A 16,087-nucleotide genomic window follows, 5' to 3' on the forward strand; every position below is an offset into this window, starting at 1 on the left:
TCGCAAACGCTTCTAGCGCCCGGCCGAGGCGGCCGGAACCGGAGAAGGCCACGGTATGCCTTCAGACCTTGCCGCTGACGCCTTCAACCAGGTAATTCATCTGCTCGAGCACCGGATCCGTCTGCTTCAATGCGTTACCGGATTCGATCACGGTCTTGCCGGTGTTGTCCTTCAGCGGGCCCTTGAAGATCACGTACTCGCCTTTCAGCATTTGCGCCTTGATGCCGTCGGCCTTTTTCTTCGCCGCATCGGGCACCGCCTTGCCGTACGCCGACATTTTCACGAATCCGTCCTTGAGCCCGCCGCGCACGAAATTCTTGAACGGCGCCGCGGACATCGCGTCCTTGACGTGCATGCTGTAGACCGTCAGCCAATTCCACTCGGCACCGGTGAGATAGCCCTTTGGCGCCAGCGCGGATTGGTCCGCGTGATAGCCGCAGACGTAGATGCCGCGGCGTTCGCAGGTCTCGACGATGACCTTGGGGCTGTCGACGTGACAGGTGATCACATCCACGCCCTGGTCGACCAGGCTGTTCGCGGCTTCGGCTTCCTTGACCGGCAGCGACCAGTCGCCTGTGACGATCAATTGCGTGGTGATCTTCGGGTCGACGCTCTTCGCGCCGAGCGTGTAGGCGTTGATGTTGCGCAGCACCTGCGGAATCGGTTTGGCGGCGATGAAACCCAGTTTCTTGCTCTTGCTGACGTGACCGGCGATCACGCCGTTCAGGTACTGGCACTCGTCTATGTAACCGAAATAGCTGCCGGTGTTCTTGGGGTGTTTGCCTTCGGTCCACAGGCCGCCGCAATGGGCAAAGCGAACTTTCGGATATTTCTCCGCCATCTTGATCATGTGCGGATCGAAATAACCGAAGGAAGTCGGGAATACCAGCGCCGCGCCATCCTGCTCGACCATCGACGCCATGGTTTTCTGCACTTCCACGGTTTCCGGCACTTTCTCCTGCTCGATCACCGTTACGCCCGCCATTTTCTTGATCGCCGCGGCAGCCTGGGCCTGCGCCTGGTTATAGCCGTAGTCGTCGCGCGGACCGACATAGATCACGCCGACGACCAGTTTGTCGGCGGCGAAGGCGGGCGAAGCGAGCCATGGTGCCGAGCCCACGGCGCCGGCCGCACCGAGCATTTTCAATACATCGCGACGATTGAAATTCCTGGACATGTTCTGAGTCTCCTCTAGGTATGTGGTGTGATTGGAATGAAACACGTTCGCCCCGCAGGCGGTGGGTTCGGCGTTTTTTCCGTGATCTATTCCGCAAGAGCCATGCCAAACGCCGCAGCCGGCGCATCAAGCGCTTTACCAGCAGGTACCCAGAGTTGCGGACCGGGATCGACCGACCTGCGAACTGCACGCGACGGCCATTAGTGGTGCACGCAAAGTGGCGCATGCGCCGGTCTGGTGCGTCAGGGAGAGGCAATGTCCTTGGCGGCGAGCCAAGCGCGCCAGCCGCCGTGAACGGTGATGTCGGTCGCCCCGGCCGCCGCATGCGCCTCGCACACGAAACCTTGTACCCTCGAACCATCGGCGAGTTCTATCGTGCCGATGCCGAGCGGCGCTGCGATACCGGCGACGAAGCTGCCGAATTCTTTCGCGGGCAGCTCCCAGACTTCGAGTTCGATCGCCTTGCCGCCGTCGCCTCGCACCATGCCAGGCCGGTGCGGCGGCCCGCCGGGCAACGCATATAGCTTGTAGTGCGGCGCACTGCTCGTGGCGCTGACCAGACGTGCTCCGCGGCTCAGCAACTGATGATTCAGCGGCAGGCCCGACAGATGGGCACCGCACACTGCGACCTTCACCTGGCCGGACGGCGACGGCGTGACGCCGACCGGTTCCGCGGCAGGCAGCGGCCGGTTGGTCGCGCCGGCGGTATTCACGCAGGCGCGTTGTAGTTTCGACGCAAGGCGCAGCAGCGGCACGTCCTGGTGCGCGGGCGCGAAGAGCGTTACGCCCAGCGGCAAACCGTTGGCCTCGAACCCGGTCGGGACCGCGGTCGCGGCGTAGTCCAGCAGGTTCATGAAATTGGTGTAGTAGCGGAGATTGGAGTTGAGCTGGATCGGATTAGCCTCCAGTTCCGCGATCGTATAAATCGTCCCCGCCGTCGGCGTCACCACGACATCGACTTCGGTCCAGACCTTGTCCGCGAGGCGCTTCAGTTCCCGGAGTTTGTACAGCGCGGCATAGGCGTCGGCCGCAAGCCAGTTGCGGCTCTTGCCGATGATTTCGCGCGTGACCGGAAACAACGCATCGGCATGGTCGTCGAAGAATTCGCGGATCGCGGCGTAACGCTCCGCCACCCACGGGCCGTCGTACAGCAACCGCGCAGCGTCGAGAAAAGGTTGCAGGTCGATTTCCACCGTGCTGCCGCCCAGTTCTTCGAGTTCCTCCACGGCCACCCGAAACAACCGTTCGCATTCGGCGTTGTCGAAGAAATGCAGGTTCGCTCTCTTCGGCACGCCGAACCGGAATGTCGGCGCGGCACCGAAATCGAAACCGTAAGGCTCCGCCGCGCGCGAGAACGGATCTGCGGCATCGAATCCCGCCGCGACTGCGACCGCCGAGCCGGAACTCGACCCGCCGGAAATGTAGTCCGGGTTGAAACTGTTTCGGCAGGCGCCATAGGGCGAGCGCGTACCGACGAGTCCGGTCGCAAACTGGTCGAGGTTGGTCTTGCCGATCGGAATCGCGCCGGCATCGATCAGCCGTTGCACGACCACCGCACTTGCTTTCGGCGTGTACGCAAACGCGGGACACGCGGCCGTCGTCGACACGCCGGCCAGATCGATGTTGTCCTTGATGGCGAACGGAATGCCATACAGCGGCAGCGTCTCAGGTTTCTTGTCGTCGAGCGCCTTCGCGTACTCGCGCAGCTTCTCCACCGGCAGGCGATGGATCCAGACGCGATTCGGATCTTCCGCCGTGCGCCCGGCGATTTCCTCGATCGATGCAGAAGGTTTCAGCTCGCCCCTGAGGTAGCGCTGGCGCAGGTTAGTTATCGATAGGTCCATACTAAATAGTCTCAAAAAATCTTCAACGCAGAGACGCAGAGGAGAACGGAGGGCGCAGAGATAAACCAAGAAGAATGAATATGCGCATTGGAACGTAATTGCGGATGATCGCCATAGTGACCTCTGCTGCCATCTGTTGGTTCTCGTCTTTCATCTCAAAGTCTTTCTCTGCCTACTCTGCGCTCTCCGCGCCTCTGCGTTGGGTTTAGACAGCGTTGGGCTTAAGCAGCTTCGAGGACGATCAGGTCCTGGCCGGCGGAAACCTGCGAGCCCTCGCGACAGAATACCTGCAGCACCTTCCCGGCAAAAGGCGCGGCCACCGGAAATTCCATTTTCATGGACTCGACGATGACCAGCGGATCGCCTTCCGAAACCTTGTCGCCGGGCTTGACCGATATCTTCCAGACGTTGCCGGCCAGATGCGTCGCCACGGCGCGGCCGTTGGGAGGAAGCCTGTGTTCGCTGTCCGTGGCGGATCCGGCCATGGCGGCTTCCGCCGCATAGTCCGTCTGACCGGCGTCGCGCCAGCGTTCGCGTTCCGCCTCGAAGGCGGCCTGCTGGCGCGACTTGAACGCGGTGATCGACTGCGCATTGCCTCGCAGAAAATCGTTGTAGTCGCGCAGTGAAAACACCGATTCCTCGATCCGCAGCGGATAGCGGCCGAGCGGAAAATCCTCGCGAATCTTCAGCAGCTCCTGTTCGGTGACCGGGAAAAAACGAATCTGGTCGAAGAAGCGCAGCAGCCAGGGCTTGCCTTCGGTGAACGCGTCCGTCTGCTTATAGCGATTCCACATCTGCAGCGTGCGGCCGACGAACTGGTAACCGCCCGGCCCTTCCATGCCATAGACGCAGAGATAGGCGCCGCCGATGCCGACGGCGTTCTCCGGCGTCCAGGTGCGCGCCGGATTGTATTTGGTGGTGACCAGCCGATGGCGCGGGTCCACCGGTGTCGCCACCGGCGCCCCGAGATAGACGTCACCCAGGCCGAGCACCAGATAGGAGGCGTCGAATACGAGTCGGTGCACATCGTCGATCGAGTCGAGTCCGTTGATGCGGCGGATGAACTCGATGTTACTCGGACACCACGGCGCATCCTTGCGTACCGACTGGGTGTATTTTTCGATGGCCAGCCGCGTCGCTGCGTCGTCCCAGGACAACGGCAGATGGACAACCCGCGTCGGCACCTCCATATCGTCGATCGATGGCAGTTCCTTTTCCGCCGAGATCAGCAGATCGAGGAGTCTCGCCAACGGCAAGCGGCGGCCGTCGAAATGCACTTGCAACGAACGGATGCCCGGCGTGAGATCGATGACGCCGGGGATGTTCTGTTCCTGCACCCAGCACATCAGCGCATGCACGCGAAAGCGCAGGTTCAGATCCAGCACCAGCGGTCCGTATTCGACCAGCAGGTAGCGGTCGCCGGCTTGGCGGTAGAGCACCTCAATCTGCCGCTTCGTCGCTGGGCTCCTATGCAGCAGAGGTGAGGCGTGAGGGGTGAGGGGTGAGGGATGAGGAAATTCTCGCTGCGCTGGCATCGAGAGGGTCTCGATCGCCTTGTCAACGGCAGCAGACATTTGCGCCGCCCACTCCTGGCTCACGCGCGTGAAGCGTACATGGTCGCCTGGCTTGAGCTGCCCCATTTTCCACAGTTCGCAATCGACGATGACCGCCGGGCAAACGAATCCGCCCAGGCTCGGTCCGTCCGGACCGAGGATCACCGGCATGTCGCCGGTGAAATCGATTGCGCCGATCGCATAGGCGTTGTCGTGGATATTCGACGGATGCAGTCCGGCTTCGCCCCCGTCATGGCGCGCCCACTTCGGCTTCGGTCCGATGAGCCGCACGCCGGTACGGCTGGAGTTGTAGTGCACCTCCCACTCGGTGGCGAAAAAAGTTTTTACGTCGTCCGTCGTGAAGAAATCCGGCGCGCCGTGCGGGCCGTATAGCACGGCGATGTCCCAGTGATCGAAATAGTGCGGCAGCAATGCTGGCGGCGGGGTCACGCCTGCTTGCGGTAATTTCTCGCGTTTTGCGAGATGCAGCATGTCACCCACGCGCAACGTGCGCCCCGCATGACCGCCGAAGCGGCCGAGGGTGAAGGTCGCCTTGGCGCCGAGATAGTCCGGCACGTCGACACCGCCGGCGACCGCGAGATAGGTGCGCAAGCCCGCGCCGGTAACGCGGCCGAGTTTCAGCACGGAACCGGCTTTGACGGCATGCGAACTCCATAACGCGAGCGGCTTGCCGTCGAGCGTCGCCTCCATCGGCGCGCCGGCAATCGCAATCACGGTATCCGAATGGAATTTCAGCACCGGCCCCGCGGCCGTGCACTCCAGCGCCGCCGCGCCCTGATCGTTTCCCAGCAGGCGATTCGCAAGACGCAACGCAAGTGCGTCCATCGGCCCCGAAGGGGGCACGCCGACGTCCCAAAACCCAAGCCGGCCCGGCCAATCCTGCACGCTGGTCTGCACGCCGGGCTCGATCACCTCGACGGCGCGCGAACGGTACACCAGGCTTGCGAGCATGCCCGTGGTCTGCCGGCCTTGCGCGAACGTCGCATCGGTCACGACCTGGCGCAGATAGTCGAGATTGGTCTCGATGCCGGCCACGCGCGTATCGGACAGAGCGGCGGACAGTTTCTTCAGCGCGGCGCGCCGATCCGGCGCGCGCACGATGATCTTGGCGATCATCGGGTCGTAGTAAGGCGGCACCTCGGTACCCTGCTCGACCCAGGTCTCCACGCGCGCATTGCGCGGAAACGTCGCGGCGGTAAGCGTGCCGCTGCAAGGCTGGAAGTTCCGGCCCGGATCTTCGGCATAGAGCCGCACCTGGATCGATGCGCCTTGTGGAACGGGTTTGATTGCATCGAGCGGCGGCAGATCGCCGGATGCGCACTTCACCATCCATTCGACCAGATCCACGCCGGTGACTTCCTCGGTCACGCCGTGCTCGACCTGAAGCCGGGTGTTCACTTCGAGGAAATAGAATTCGCCGGTCGCCGCGTCGAGCACGAACTCGACGGTCCCTGCGGAGCGATAGCCGACCGCCTGCGCCAGGCGGACCGAAGTGTCGAGCAGTTGTACGCGTACCGCGTCCGAAAGATTGGGGGCCGGCGTTTCCTCGATGACTTTCTGGTTGCGGCGCTGGACCGAGCAATCGCGTTCGCCGAGGGCGATGACCTTGCCGTGGCCGTCGCCGAATATCTGCACTTCCACATGGCGGGCCTGCTCGACGTATTTTTCCAGATAGATGCCCGCATCCTTGAAGTTCGCGCGAGCCAGGCGATCCACTGACGCGTAAGCCTCGGCGAGTTCGTTTTCGGTCCGGATCAAGCGCATGCCGATGCCACCGCCGCCAGCCGTGCTCTTGAGCATCACCGGATAGCCGATGCGCATGGCTTCGGCACACGCCTGTTCCATATCGGGCAGCAGGCCGCTTCCCTGCAGCAATGGCACGCCATTCTGCCGGGCCAGTTCGCGCGCGCGATGCTTCAACCCGAATGCGCGCATCTGCTCCGACGACGGGCCGATAAAGGCGATCGCGACCCGCTCGCAGGCTTCGGCGAAATCGGCGTTCTCCGACAGGAAACCGTAGCCCGGATGGATGGCCTGCGCTCCGGTCGCACGCGCGACTTCCATGATCTTCTCGCCGCGCAGATAGCTTTCCGCAGCCGGCGCCCGCCCGATACACACCGCCTCGTCTGCCTGCGCCACGTGCAACGAAGCCAGATCGGCTTCGGAGTAAACCGCCACCGACTTGATGCCGAGCCTCTTCAGCGTGCGGATGATGCGGCAGGCGATGGCGCCTCTATTCGCGATCAGGACCTTCTCAAACATTTGTCTTTGACTCTCACACTAGACCTGTGAACCACGGAGGACACGGAGAAGAGCAAGAATAGTTATAGGGAGATTTCGTTGTGCCGATTGGAACTGGAGCACAAAAGAGCGGGCGCCACCGCTCGTACGTTATCCTTGCGCAATCCTTCTTCCCGTCGGTCATCCATAACTCCCATTTCTTGTTATCTGATTTCTTCATGTACTTCCTCCGTGTCCTAAAAGGGTACTCCACGCTTCGCGAGGGTATCCGTGCTCTCCGTGGTTCGGGACTTTCGTTCTTTGATCGCTAGTCCACCGTTACATCCCATATCAGCAACCGGATAGGAGTCGGGTTATACGCATTGCACGGATTGTTCAACTGCGGACAGTTGGAGATCAGGCAGATCACGTCCATTTCCGCGCGCATTTCGACATACTTGCCCGGGGCCGAGATGCCGTCTTCGAACGTGAGTCCGCCTTCCGGCGTAACCGGCGCATTCATGAAGAAGTTGATGTTGTGCGTGATGTCGCGCTTGCTCATGCCGTGCGTGTGGTCGTGCTGGATCGCGGAGATGAAGTTGTCGCGGCAGGCGTGCATGAAGCGCTTGTCATGCGCGTAACGTATGGTGTTGCTCTCCTGCGCGCAGGCGCCGCCGAGCGTGTCGTGCCGGCCGCAGTTGTCGGCGACGATAGTCAGCATCGCGTTGCCTTCGGTGGAAATCAGTTTGGTGCCGACGCCGAGGTAGAGGTTGCGCTGACGCTGGATGGTGTCGATCGCGCTGTAACGCTCTTCGGGGTCGTGCGCGTTGTAGAACAGCGTATCCACGGCCTGGTTGCCTTCGAGATCGAGGATGCGGAAGACCTGGCCTTTACGGATCTCCCTCATCCAGGGCTCCCCCGCCGCGCAGATTTCGCTGACGACGGCGGTTTTTGGATCCAGCCTGCTTTCGACCAGCATCGGTGCGTTTTCCTTCAATCGGCAAAATAGCGGGCGGTGTTCTCGAACGCCCTCTGGTTTTCGCCACGGAAATTTCGGCAGTAGTCGTCGGCTGGCGCAATGCCCGCGCGCCACGCGGACAGACGCACCGGCTTCGGCTCGTAGGCGGAGTTCGGATCGAGTGGATGCGGACAGGTGGAAATGGCAAGCAGTACGTCCATGTCGAAGCGCAGGTCCGTAAAAGTGCCGGCCGGCTTGCCCGCAACAAAAACCAGATTGCCCTCGATGTCGGCGATCACTTTGCTGAAGAGATTGACGTTGGCGTGCAGGTCGCGTTTTTCCAGACCCCAGCGTCCCATTTCCTTGAGCAGCCCTTCCTTGCCGCTGCGCTGCATGGCGTTGCGATGCTCCTGGAAGCGCTTCGTGCCGAAATGCTGGTTCATGAGGACATCGTCCATGACGCCGCACACCGTGTCGTGCCAGCCCGCCGTATCCTCGACGATGGAAAACAGGACGCGGCCCATATCGGAAAAACCGCAATGCCCGCGCGTGAGGAACGCCGTGCGCTGCGCCTTGAGCGTATCGGGCATGTTGTAGCGCTCGTTCTTTTCTTCGAAGTTCCAGAACAGCGCCGCGACATTCGCTCCGCCTTCCAGGTCGGTGAAGCGCAATGCGGTGCCACGGCGCATGACGCCGGACCAGTGCGCCCCTCCTGGCACAATCTCCTCCCACAGCACCGGTCCCGCTGGCGCACTATTCGAAACTTTCTGCATCAAGTCCCTCTGAAGGAAAACCTTAGATCCTGAACCACGGAGAGCACGGAGGACACGGAGAACACAGAGGAAAACAGGAAAGAGGGAGAAATGAGTTTGTTCCCCGGTAGGTGGCAGTAGCAATCGAAAGGTCCGGTATCGAGAGGCAACCAGATGCATAGACATTTATCGTTCATCGACATGGTCTTCTCCGTGTCCTCCGTGCTCTCCGTGATTCAGGACTTAAATTCAGGTTTTCAGTTGCCCGCAGAGTTTTTCCAGCAGATCCAGGTCGGTCTTCATGCCGGATGTTTCGCGAATGCGCTCGACGATTTCCCGCTTCAGGCGGATGAACTCGGGCGAAAGCTTCATGTCCTGGAAGCGTTGCGCCGGGAGCGGCACGTCGTAGATGCTGTCGATGCGGCCTGGGCGCGGCGCCATGACGACGACGCGCTGACCGAGGTAGATCGCCTCCTCGACGTCATGCGTGACGAAAACGATCGTGGTCTTTTCCAGGTGGAAGACATACTGGATCAGGTCGTGCATGACTTCGCGCGTCTGCGCGTCGAGCGCACCGAACGGCTCGTCCATCAGCAGGATCGGCGGCCGCGGCATCAGTGCGCGCGCGATGGCGACGCGCTGCTGCATGCCGCCGGACAGTTGGTTTGGAAACGAATCCACCGCCGCTTGCAGGCCCATCAGATTCAGCAACGTGTCGGCTCTCCCGGAGGCAGCCTCGACTTCCGCCGAGGTGAAGTCGCCGCGGTTCGCGGCGAGCTTGCGGCTGAAGCGGATGTTTTCCGTCACCGTGAGCCAGGGAAACAGCGAGTACTGCTGGAACACCATGGCGCGGTCCGCGCCCGGCCCGGTCACCGGTCTGTCGTTGGCGATGACCTCGCCTGCGGTGTGAAACTCGAGACCGGCGACGATGCGCAACAACGTGGACTTGCCGCAGCCCGACGCGCCGACCAGCGTGACGAAACTGTGTTCCCCGATGTCGAGATCGATGTTCTGCAGCGCGACCGTGGCACCGGGGCCTTCGCCGAAGATTTTCGACAACCCCCGAATCGAGACTTTGGGAGCGAGGCTGCCGACTTCTGCGCTCAGGACTTCCGAACCATCCATGGGAATGCCTTGCGGTGTGCCAGTCGGAAGAACTGGTCGGTGATGAGGCCGATCAACCCGATGATGATGATTCCGCCGAAGATCTTGTCGGTCTGCAGGAAGCGTTGCGCCTTGAGGATCGAATAGCCGAGGCCCGAGTTCGCCGCCACGAGTTCGGCCACTACCAGATAGGTCCAGGCCCAGCCCATGGTGATGCGCATGGTGTCGAGCAATGCCGGCTTGGCCGATTGCAGCAACACCAGTTCCATCAGTTCCCGGCGGTTCGCGCCCATGGTCTGCGCCGCTTCGACCTGGGCGACGGGCACGCGGCGCACATCCTCCGCCACCATCAGGATCATCTGGAAAAACGTGCCGATGAAAATGATGGCGATCTTCGACGACTCGTCGAGGCCGATCCACAACATCACCAGCGGGATGAATGCAACCGCCGGCATGTAGCGGATGAAATCGGTCAGCGGTTCCAGCAATGCCTGCACCGGACGGAAAGTGCCGATCATCAGCCCGATCGGCAATGCAAAGACTGCGGACAATGCCCAGCCGGCGGTGACGCGATAGACGCTGATCTGCGTGTCGCCTGCCAGGTTGTCGCGGTTGAACCAGACCAGCGCGCGCGACAATACCTGGCCAGGTCCGGGCATGAACACCTTCGAGACCAATCCGCTCGATGCAACCGCCCACCAGGCGATGAGCGGCGCGAGCAGTCCGACAGCGGCGAACACCCAATAGGTGCGCTGACTCATCGGACCGCGCACCGACCAAAGGCTCGGGCGGGCGCTGTTACGCGTGGCCATTTGGTTTTGCGGCCGCGATGCGGCTACGAATGAACGACGGAGACTTCACGGTCGGGAGTTGTCCACGGTTAATAATCACCAGCCAATGAGAGGACGAACGTTGCGCTCGGCCTCCCGGGCTTTTATCCCTCCGTGGAGCCCCGCGTGATCAGGCGGGGCCGTCGGCTCTCGGACCAGTCGGCCCTCGCGAGCCCGGAACCCTAGCCGACAACGACAAGAAGCGCTGCGCAGATCGCTCCTCTCGCTTTACTGCTTTGCAATCCGTGTGCCACCCAGGGAAAGGGGCGTCGTTCGGGGATGAATCAGAAAATTCGGGAGAAGAATGCCTCGGAGTGAAGCATCAAGATGGGGCAATGCACCGGGGCGGTGCGAAAGATCAAGGATAGTACATAGGAAAAACGCTCATAGCAGTTGCACTCTGAGCCTCTTCTCTGAGTTGTTGGCTTTTCAGCCTGCCCTTTTGCTGCTCAAGTAATTCCTTAGAGACAGATACTGATTTTCAATTGGTACTCGAATCTTGAATGATTGTTCGAATCGCTTCGCCAATTCAGCCGCATTGGGATCGACAATATCAACCTCTGGAAACCGACCAGTCGACACCTTCATTCTCGAAATCGCGCGCCGCAACATATTGTTGACTGCGAAGTCTGCTGGTGGAAATGAATAGCCAACAAACACTAAGCGACGACAGTTCGCTATTTTTCCTTCTGCCTCTGACCAAAGCCGTGGGTAAAAATCTTCCGAAACGTTATCGTTGCCACTCGATGCCTCACCCATATTGCCGTTCGCTCGCGCTCCCCAGATTTCAGGCTTTATCATCTTTGGAGGCATCATAACCACATCCCCAAGCTCGCCCGTCGGTTTCCAACCACTATGTACCACTCGTTTCGTAACGCCGTTCTCCGCGAAAGCCACCCAATTTATTGATCCATGCAACTTAAGAAGCCGAGGATACTTCTTTGGTATTTGTGGAGGTCTTCGAGTAGATGACGTGAATTCCTCTCGAACCGTCTTCCCATAACCCCATCCCGGGTGCCACTCGTACTTCCTTTGATTCGCCAAGGCTCTGTCAAGAATAGTATCCCAATTGAAAGTGACGACTAAATCTGTCTGCGCAAGTCGCTGCGCAAACATTCTCAATAGTTGATTCTGACCAGGGCTTCCATGAGTAGAGAGATAACTAATTAGTTCAACAGTGAGTTCTTGTAGCTCGTCCGCTACCGTTTCCACATTTTCATAGCCTTCCTTTTTGTTAGTAACAATCTCGTCAAAGAAAGTCACTATTTCTTCGACTGAAAGTCCAAAAAGGTCGCTATGACGAGCGCTTCCTTTTCCACGCGTTGCTCGATATGTACTCTGGTTGAAATATTGACGAATTGACTTCGCAATTTGATCCAGCTTCTTAATTTTTCTATAGTGAAACCTACATAGTTCCTCGAATAGAGAGAACTGCAATGGCATTCGTACTCTATGCTTACCAACAGGTGCCGAATGATTGCTCCCAAAAGAAAATCCTGCGCCAAGGACATATGCAATTTTTCTGCTGGACGTCGCCATTCTTGGAACACCTCACGGCTGACTCAGAAGCGATGAATTTGGTGCAGCCCGCCGGACTCTGAGTCCGGGTCGGACCACGCCAAGATGCCACGCCAAGATGCCAAATATTCTGCTTTTTTCCTCCTGGGAAGGGTGATGTCGTGCCTTAGCGGATCGTTTTCGCCGGCCGAATTGCACGCCTAAGCAACGGTGGAGCGTCGCAACCCAAATCAGGACCCACGCGAACGAACTATTTCCCGCTTTGCTTGCCTGCTCTTTTTCGAAGTCGGCGCAGGATCGACATCGCCGTCGGAAGAAAATTGATCCGATGCACGGCGTTGAGCTCGCCAGCCCGCCGGAGCGGGCCCCGCTCAGACGACGGAAATCCCGATCCCTTGCAGACGAACAAGATCCTATTCTCAGGATCCTCGGAAGAGACGGACACCACCTGATCGTCAAAATTGCTCTCCTTTCCAGGAAATATCGCCTGACGCCTTGATTCCGGGCGCGGCCATACGGGCAATCGTCTTTGCAATTCACCCGGTTTAGAATCACTAGATCATCTACAAGTGTTATGACGCTTGCAATTGCTTCAGAGTGACCTATAACAATCAAAGGAAATATACTTGGGGGAGAGACAAGAATGACTACCGCGAAGAGACGGCATCCGCATGTATTCGGTCGCACACGACCCTCCAGCACCGGCGGCCATCCGCTACATCTGACGCCGAAGCGGGATACCCACTACCGCGAACTTCCGAAGCCGACGGGAAGTGCACCTTTCCGCCTCGATCTGAAGGACATCATCCCTGAGGAGAATTACCGCACGATCGTGCGCAAGAAGAAGCTCATCTTTCATCTCAATGGCGACATGGGCGGAATCCAGTACAGCGTTCCACAGGAACTGGTCGCGAAGGGCATGGAATCGGACTTCGCTTCAGGCGCTGATACCAGCGAGAAGGCGGCGTTTCTCTACATCACGGGCGATTGCGTCTACTTCAACGGCGAGGTGAAGGAGTACTACAAGCAGTTTTACCAGCCGTATGAATTCTATAACGGCCCGATCTTTGCCGTGCCTGGGAATCATGACGGGGAAAATCTCGAAGGCGACAATTCCCTATACGGCTTTGTCAGGAACTTCTGTGCTCCGACCGCCGTGAAGATGCCGGAGTCGGGCGACTCGTATCGCACGGCGATGGTGCAGCCCAATGTCTACTGGACACTGCTGACGCCGATGGCAAACATCGTGGGCCTGTACAGCAATGTGCCGGCGGGAGGGGACATCCGCGCACCGCAGACGGATTGGCTCGTCAAGGAACTCAAGACTCTGCCCAAGTCGGTCCCGCTTCTGGTCGCGTTACACCATCCAATCTACTCCGCAGACGACCATCATTCGGGAAGCACCGTCATGAAAAAGGTACTCGAGGATGCCGCCAAGAAGGCCGGCAGGCACCCGGACCTGATCCTGGCCGGGCACGTTCACAACTACCAGAGACTGACGAAGAAGATGAGCAACGGTTCGCTCGTGCCTTATCTCGTGACGGGGGCCGGCGGCTATCACAATCTGCACCAAATCATGAAAGTGGATGGCGAGCACATGATTCCGCCGGTGGAATTCGACGACAAGAAGGGAGACCCGGTGACCCTGGAACGGTACTCCGCCGACCATCACGGCTTCATGCGGATGGAAGTCACGCCAACTCTCATTACGGGGCGCTACTACATGGTTCCGCGACCCCAAGAACCTTATAGCAAGCCCAGTCAACTGATCGATTATTTCGAGTTCGAATGGCGTAAAAAGAAGTATGTGCCGAATTCGCTTTAGCGCCGCAAAACATTAATGCGAGCGTGAAGTGATGGTACTGCTCAAGCGCGGTCCACGCAGCGTCTCGCTTACCGAGCCGTTTCGAAATCGAAGCCGTTGATGTGCCGAGGATTCCGGGCCGGGCCTCGTCAAGATTCAGAATACTTCGAGATTTTCGTTACAGGCAGGGTGCATTCACTCCTTGGACGATCAATTTCACCGCCCGAATTGCATGTCTAAGAAACCCCAAGTGCGTCGCAGCCCGAATGAACGCTCGAGCGAACGATTTAATTCCCGCTCTGCTTGCCGACACGTCTTAGCCGGCGCAGGATCGCCTCGGCGGTCGGCGTGAAATTGATCCGGTGCACGGCGTTGAGCTCGCGAGCGCGCCTGAGAAGCTCTCGCTCCGGCGGCGGGTACTCCGGCCCCTTGCAGGCGAACACGATCCTGTTTTCGGGATCCTCGGAGGAAACGGACACCACCTGATCGTCGAAACTGCGGCGCAAACGCGAGATGCAGGCGCCATACTGCACGTCGCTGCCCCACAAGTTGGTAACTAGGACGCCGGTTTCAGAAAGCCGCGCATTGCACTGGTCGTAGAAATCTTGGCTGCATAGCTGGGGCGGCTGTCCGCTTAGGTCGAAACCATCGACGATCAGCGCATCCGCCCGGTGCGAAGCGTCGCCCACCCAATCAGCGCCGTCGCCGCAAATGATGCGAAACCGCTCGCTGTCGGGAGGAATGGCGAACTCCGATCGGAAGGCGATCACCTCGGGACTGATTTCGATGGCCGTGAAATCCACCGAGGGCAGGGTTCGAAGGCAGTGCTTCGCCATCGAACCGCCGCCCAATCCAATCATTGCGATGCGGGCCGGGGCAGGCTGAAACAGCAGGAATGACATCATCGCCTTGGTGTAGCCGAGCACCAGTTCATCCGGCGCATGACGCTGCATCCGGCTCTGTATGGTCTCGGGTCCGAAATGCAGCGACAACTCTCCCCGATACTCGTGCAGGAACGGCTTGCCGTCAGGCGATCCCGCCTGAAGCCCGGAGAGGTACTCGACGAGGTCGTTCATGGCTCTCTGGCGAGAACGATGAGGTGAGGCCTCAGTGATGGCACAAGACACCATTCCCGAATCCTCACGGCTGAAGAAGGTTCACCCCACATAAAGCGCTATCGCCCGATAGCCCTCGCCCTCCGGACCGCACCGGAGCATCTTCGCGGTGCTCGAACGGCGATCCGCTCCAGCGCCTGGACGCCAAGACAGCCGTTCGTCACACTTTCCCCCGCACCGAGTGTGGCGAACCAGTCAAGCGGATTGGCGTCATCTATCTCTGACCAGCATGTAACCAAACCGGATTTGATCGTTTCGCCGGACGTTGTAGTCGAGCAGTGTCTCTCCGTACCCGGTGAACATCTGGCCGTAGAAGTATCCTGGCACTCCACTGAATATTCTTTCGATTGGATAGGATATATCCAGTTGCGCGCTCCCTTTGTCGAAGTCCTTCCCCACTCTTGCGGTCACACCGAATTCCCACGCCCTGTCGTGACGATAGACTACGGCAAAATCCCCATAACCCCGGTATTTGGCTATATCGGAGTTGTTTTCCTCTTTCGTTATGTATCCATACAGCTTGGGCGCTATACGCCAGTGGTAGTCGTCGTCGGGTCCTACTCTCAATTGGGGTTGCACGAAACCGATCCACATGCTGCGTGAATCGACACCGCCTTTGCCATTGGACTCATGTTCAATACCCGCTGCCAGCCCAACCGTGCCAAATGATGGCGTCACTAGGTCAGGTTTGTAGTAGAAAAACGCCGGTCTGTGGCTGGTGTCATGAAAAGGCGCGGAAGGCTTCCCAAGATCCCACACATTGGTCTGAGAATAACTGACGAAAAAATCACTGAACAGGCGCACTTTCAGGCTCAATTGAAACTTGGCATCGAAGTCCGCTGAATCCCCACCCGCTATAAAGTAGATTTTTTCATGCTCGTAGATTTCGGAGCCCAGACGCTCCTTCTTCAAGTGCTCCGGCTCGTCTATTCTTTTGAAAAGGTCTGCCACTCCATCAGCAGCTCGCGCCGCCATGTCACCCGAAGCGGTAGTCCACGCAAAGACGAGGGCAACGCTTATCACCACCCATTTTCCTATCTGCATGATGTTCCTCTCCGTAATTCGCTCTCATAATCGACTGCCATCTGCACGTGGTTGCTCCACCATTTGCCGATCATCTCGGGCGGCCCGCTCAGTGGCTCGATCACCGCGATTCGCACGGTCTCCGCGAAATGGCCGGGGTCTGCCAGA

The 16,087-nt window shown here is 59.2% G+C and carries 12 protein-coding genes; 2 read left to right on the forward strand and 10 right to left on the reverse strand.

The window, feature by feature from the left end:
* Positions 1–61: 61 nt before the first annotated feature.
* The 8 genes from HY067_22190 to HY067_22225 all read right to left on the reverse strand — a co-directional run bounded on the left by HY067_22190 (position 62) and on the right by HY067_22225 (position 11,902).
* Complete coding sequence (locus tag HY067_22190) at positions 62–1,177, reverse strand: BMP family ABC transporter substrate-binding protein (GenBank protein ID MBI3530666.1); 1,116 nt, start codon at positions 1,175–1,177, stop codon at positions 62–64.
* A 242-nt stretch (positions 1,178–1,419) separates the two neighbouring features.
* Entirely contained in the window at positions 1,420–3,021 is a 1,602-nt protein-coding gene (locus HY067_22195) for an allophanate hydrolase (protein MBI3530667.1), read from the reverse strand.
* Between the two features lie 221 nt (positions 3,022–3,242).
* Positions 3,243–6,857 (reverse strand): urea carboxylase, encoded by a 3,615-nt coding sequence (gene uca, locus HY067_22200; GenBank protein MBI3530668.1) that lies wholly within the window; start codon positions 6,855–6,857, stop codon positions 3,243–3,245.
* A gap of 286 nt (positions 6,858–7,143) precedes the next feature.
* Positions 7,144–7,794, reverse strand: coding sequence for an urea carboxylase-associated family protein (locus HY067_22205; protein ID MBI3530669.1), 651 nt, complete (start codon positions 7,792–7,794; stop codon positions 7,144–7,146).
* A gap of 14 nt (positions 7,795–7,808) precedes the next feature.
* Positions 7,809–8,546, reverse strand: a complete 738-nt coding sequence (locus HY067_22210; protein ID MBI3530670.1) for an urea carboxylase-associated family protein — start codon at positions 8,544–8,546, stop codon at positions 7,809–7,811.
* A 228-nt stretch (positions 8,547–8,774) separates the two neighbouring features.
* Positions 8,775–9,650: an ABC transporter ATP-binding protein gene (locus HY067_22215; GenBank protein ID MBI3530671.1), complete on the reverse strand. Its 876-nt coding sequence runs from the start codon at positions 9,648–9,650 to the stop codon at positions 8,775–8,777.
* Positions 9,629–10,441, reverse strand: a complete 813-nt coding sequence (locus HY067_22220) for an ABC transporter permease (protein ID MBI3530672.1) — start codon at positions 10,439–10,441, stop codon at positions 9,629–9,631. The genes HY067_22215 and HY067_22220 overlap by 22 nt, the downstream gene beginning before the upstream one ends.
* A 447-nt stretch (positions 10,442–10,888) precedes the next feature.
* Positions 10,889–11,902, reverse strand: a complete 1,014-nt coding sequence (locus HY067_22225; GenBank protein MBI3530673.1) for a hypothetical protein — start codon at positions 11,900–11,902, stop codon at positions 10,889–10,891.
* On the opposite strand from HY067_22225, the gene HY067_22230 reads away from it, so the two are divergent.
* Both HY067_22230 and HY067_22235 read left to right on the forward strand, forming a co-directional pair.
* Positions 11,896–12,060, forward strand: coding sequence for a hypothetical protein (locus HY067_22230; protein ID MBI3530674.1), 165 nt, complete (start codon positions 11,896–11,898; stop codon positions 12,058–12,060). The genes HY067_22225 and HY067_22230 overlap by 7 nt on opposite strands.
* A gap of 560 nt (positions 12,061–12,620) precedes the next feature.
* The gene (locus HY067_22235) at positions 12,621–13,802 is read left to right on the forward strand and encodes a metallophosphoesterase (protein MBI3530675.1); all 1,182 of its coding nucleotides are present in this window, start codon (positions 12,621–12,623) and stop codon (positions 13,800–13,802) included.
* Between the two features lie 266 nt (positions 13,803–14,068).
* On the opposite strand, the gene HY067_22240 is transcribed toward HY067_22235, so the two are convergent.
* On the reverse strand, positions 14,069–14,857 hold the full coding sequence (locus HY067_22240) for a transferase (protein ID MBI3530676.1): 789 nt from the start codon (positions 14,855–14,857) through the stop codon (positions 14,069–14,071).
* Between the two features lie 249 nt (positions 14,858–15,106).
* Positions 15,107–15,940 (reverse strand): phospholipase A, encoded by an 834-nt coding sequence (locus tag HY067_22245; GenBank protein MBI3530677.1) that lies wholly within the window; start codon positions 15,938–15,940, stop codon positions 15,107–15,109.
* Between the last annotated feature and the right edge of the window lie 147 nt (positions 15,941–16,087).

It is taken from the genome of Betaproteobacteria bacterium, from assembly GCA_016194905.1.
Classification (GTDB): domain Bacteria; phylum Pseudomonadota; class Gammaproteobacteria; order Burkholderiales; family JACQAP01; genus JACQAP01.

Coding starts and splice junctions, on each gene's coding strand:
- HY067_22220 (MBI3530672.1), bottom strand. CDS start 10,441: ATGGCCACGCGTAACAGCGCCCGCCCGAGCCTTTGGTCGGTGCGCGGT.
- HY067_22235 (MBI3530675.1), top strand. CDS start 12,621: ATGACTACCGCGAAGAGACGGCATCCGCATGTATTCGGTCGCACACGA.
- HY067_22205 (MBI3530669.1), bottom strand. CDS start 7,794: ATGCTGGTCGAAAGCAGGCTGGATCCAAAAACCGCCGTCGTCAGCGAA.
- HY067_22240 (MBI3530676.1), bottom strand. CDS start 14,857: ATGAACGACCTCGTCGAGTACCTCTCCGGGCTTCAGGCGGGATCGCCT.
- HY067_22245 (MBI3530677.1), bottom strand. CDS start 15,940: ATGCAGATAGGAAAATGGGTGGTGATAAGCGTTGCCCTCGTCTTTGCG.
- HY067_22230 (MBI3530674.1), top strand. CDS start 11,896: ATGGCATTCGTACTCTATGCTTACCAACAGGTGCCGAATGATTGCTCC.
- HY067_22190 (MBI3530666.1), bottom strand. CDS start 1,177: ATGTCCAGGAATTTCAATCGTCGCGATGTATTGAAAATGCTCGGTGCG.
- HY067_22225 (MBI3530673.1), bottom strand. CDS start 11,902: ATGCCATTGCAGTTCTCTCTATTCGAGGAACTATGTAGGTTTCACTAT.
- HY067_22210 (MBI3530670.1), bottom strand. CDS start 8,546: ATGCAGAAAGTTTCGAATAGTGCGCCAGCGGGACCGGTGCTGTGGGAG.
- HY067_22195 (MBI3530667.1), bottom strand. CDS start 3,021: ATGGACCTATCGATAACTAACCTGCGCCAGCGCTACCTCAGGGGCGAG.
- uca (MBI3530668.1), bottom strand. CDS start 6,857: ATGTTTGAGAAGGTCCTGATCGCGAATAGAGGCGCCATCGCCTGCCGC.
- HY067_22215 (MBI3530671.1), bottom strand. CDS start 9,650: ATGGATGGTTCGGAAGTCCTGAGCGCAGAAGTCGGCAGCCTCGCTCCC.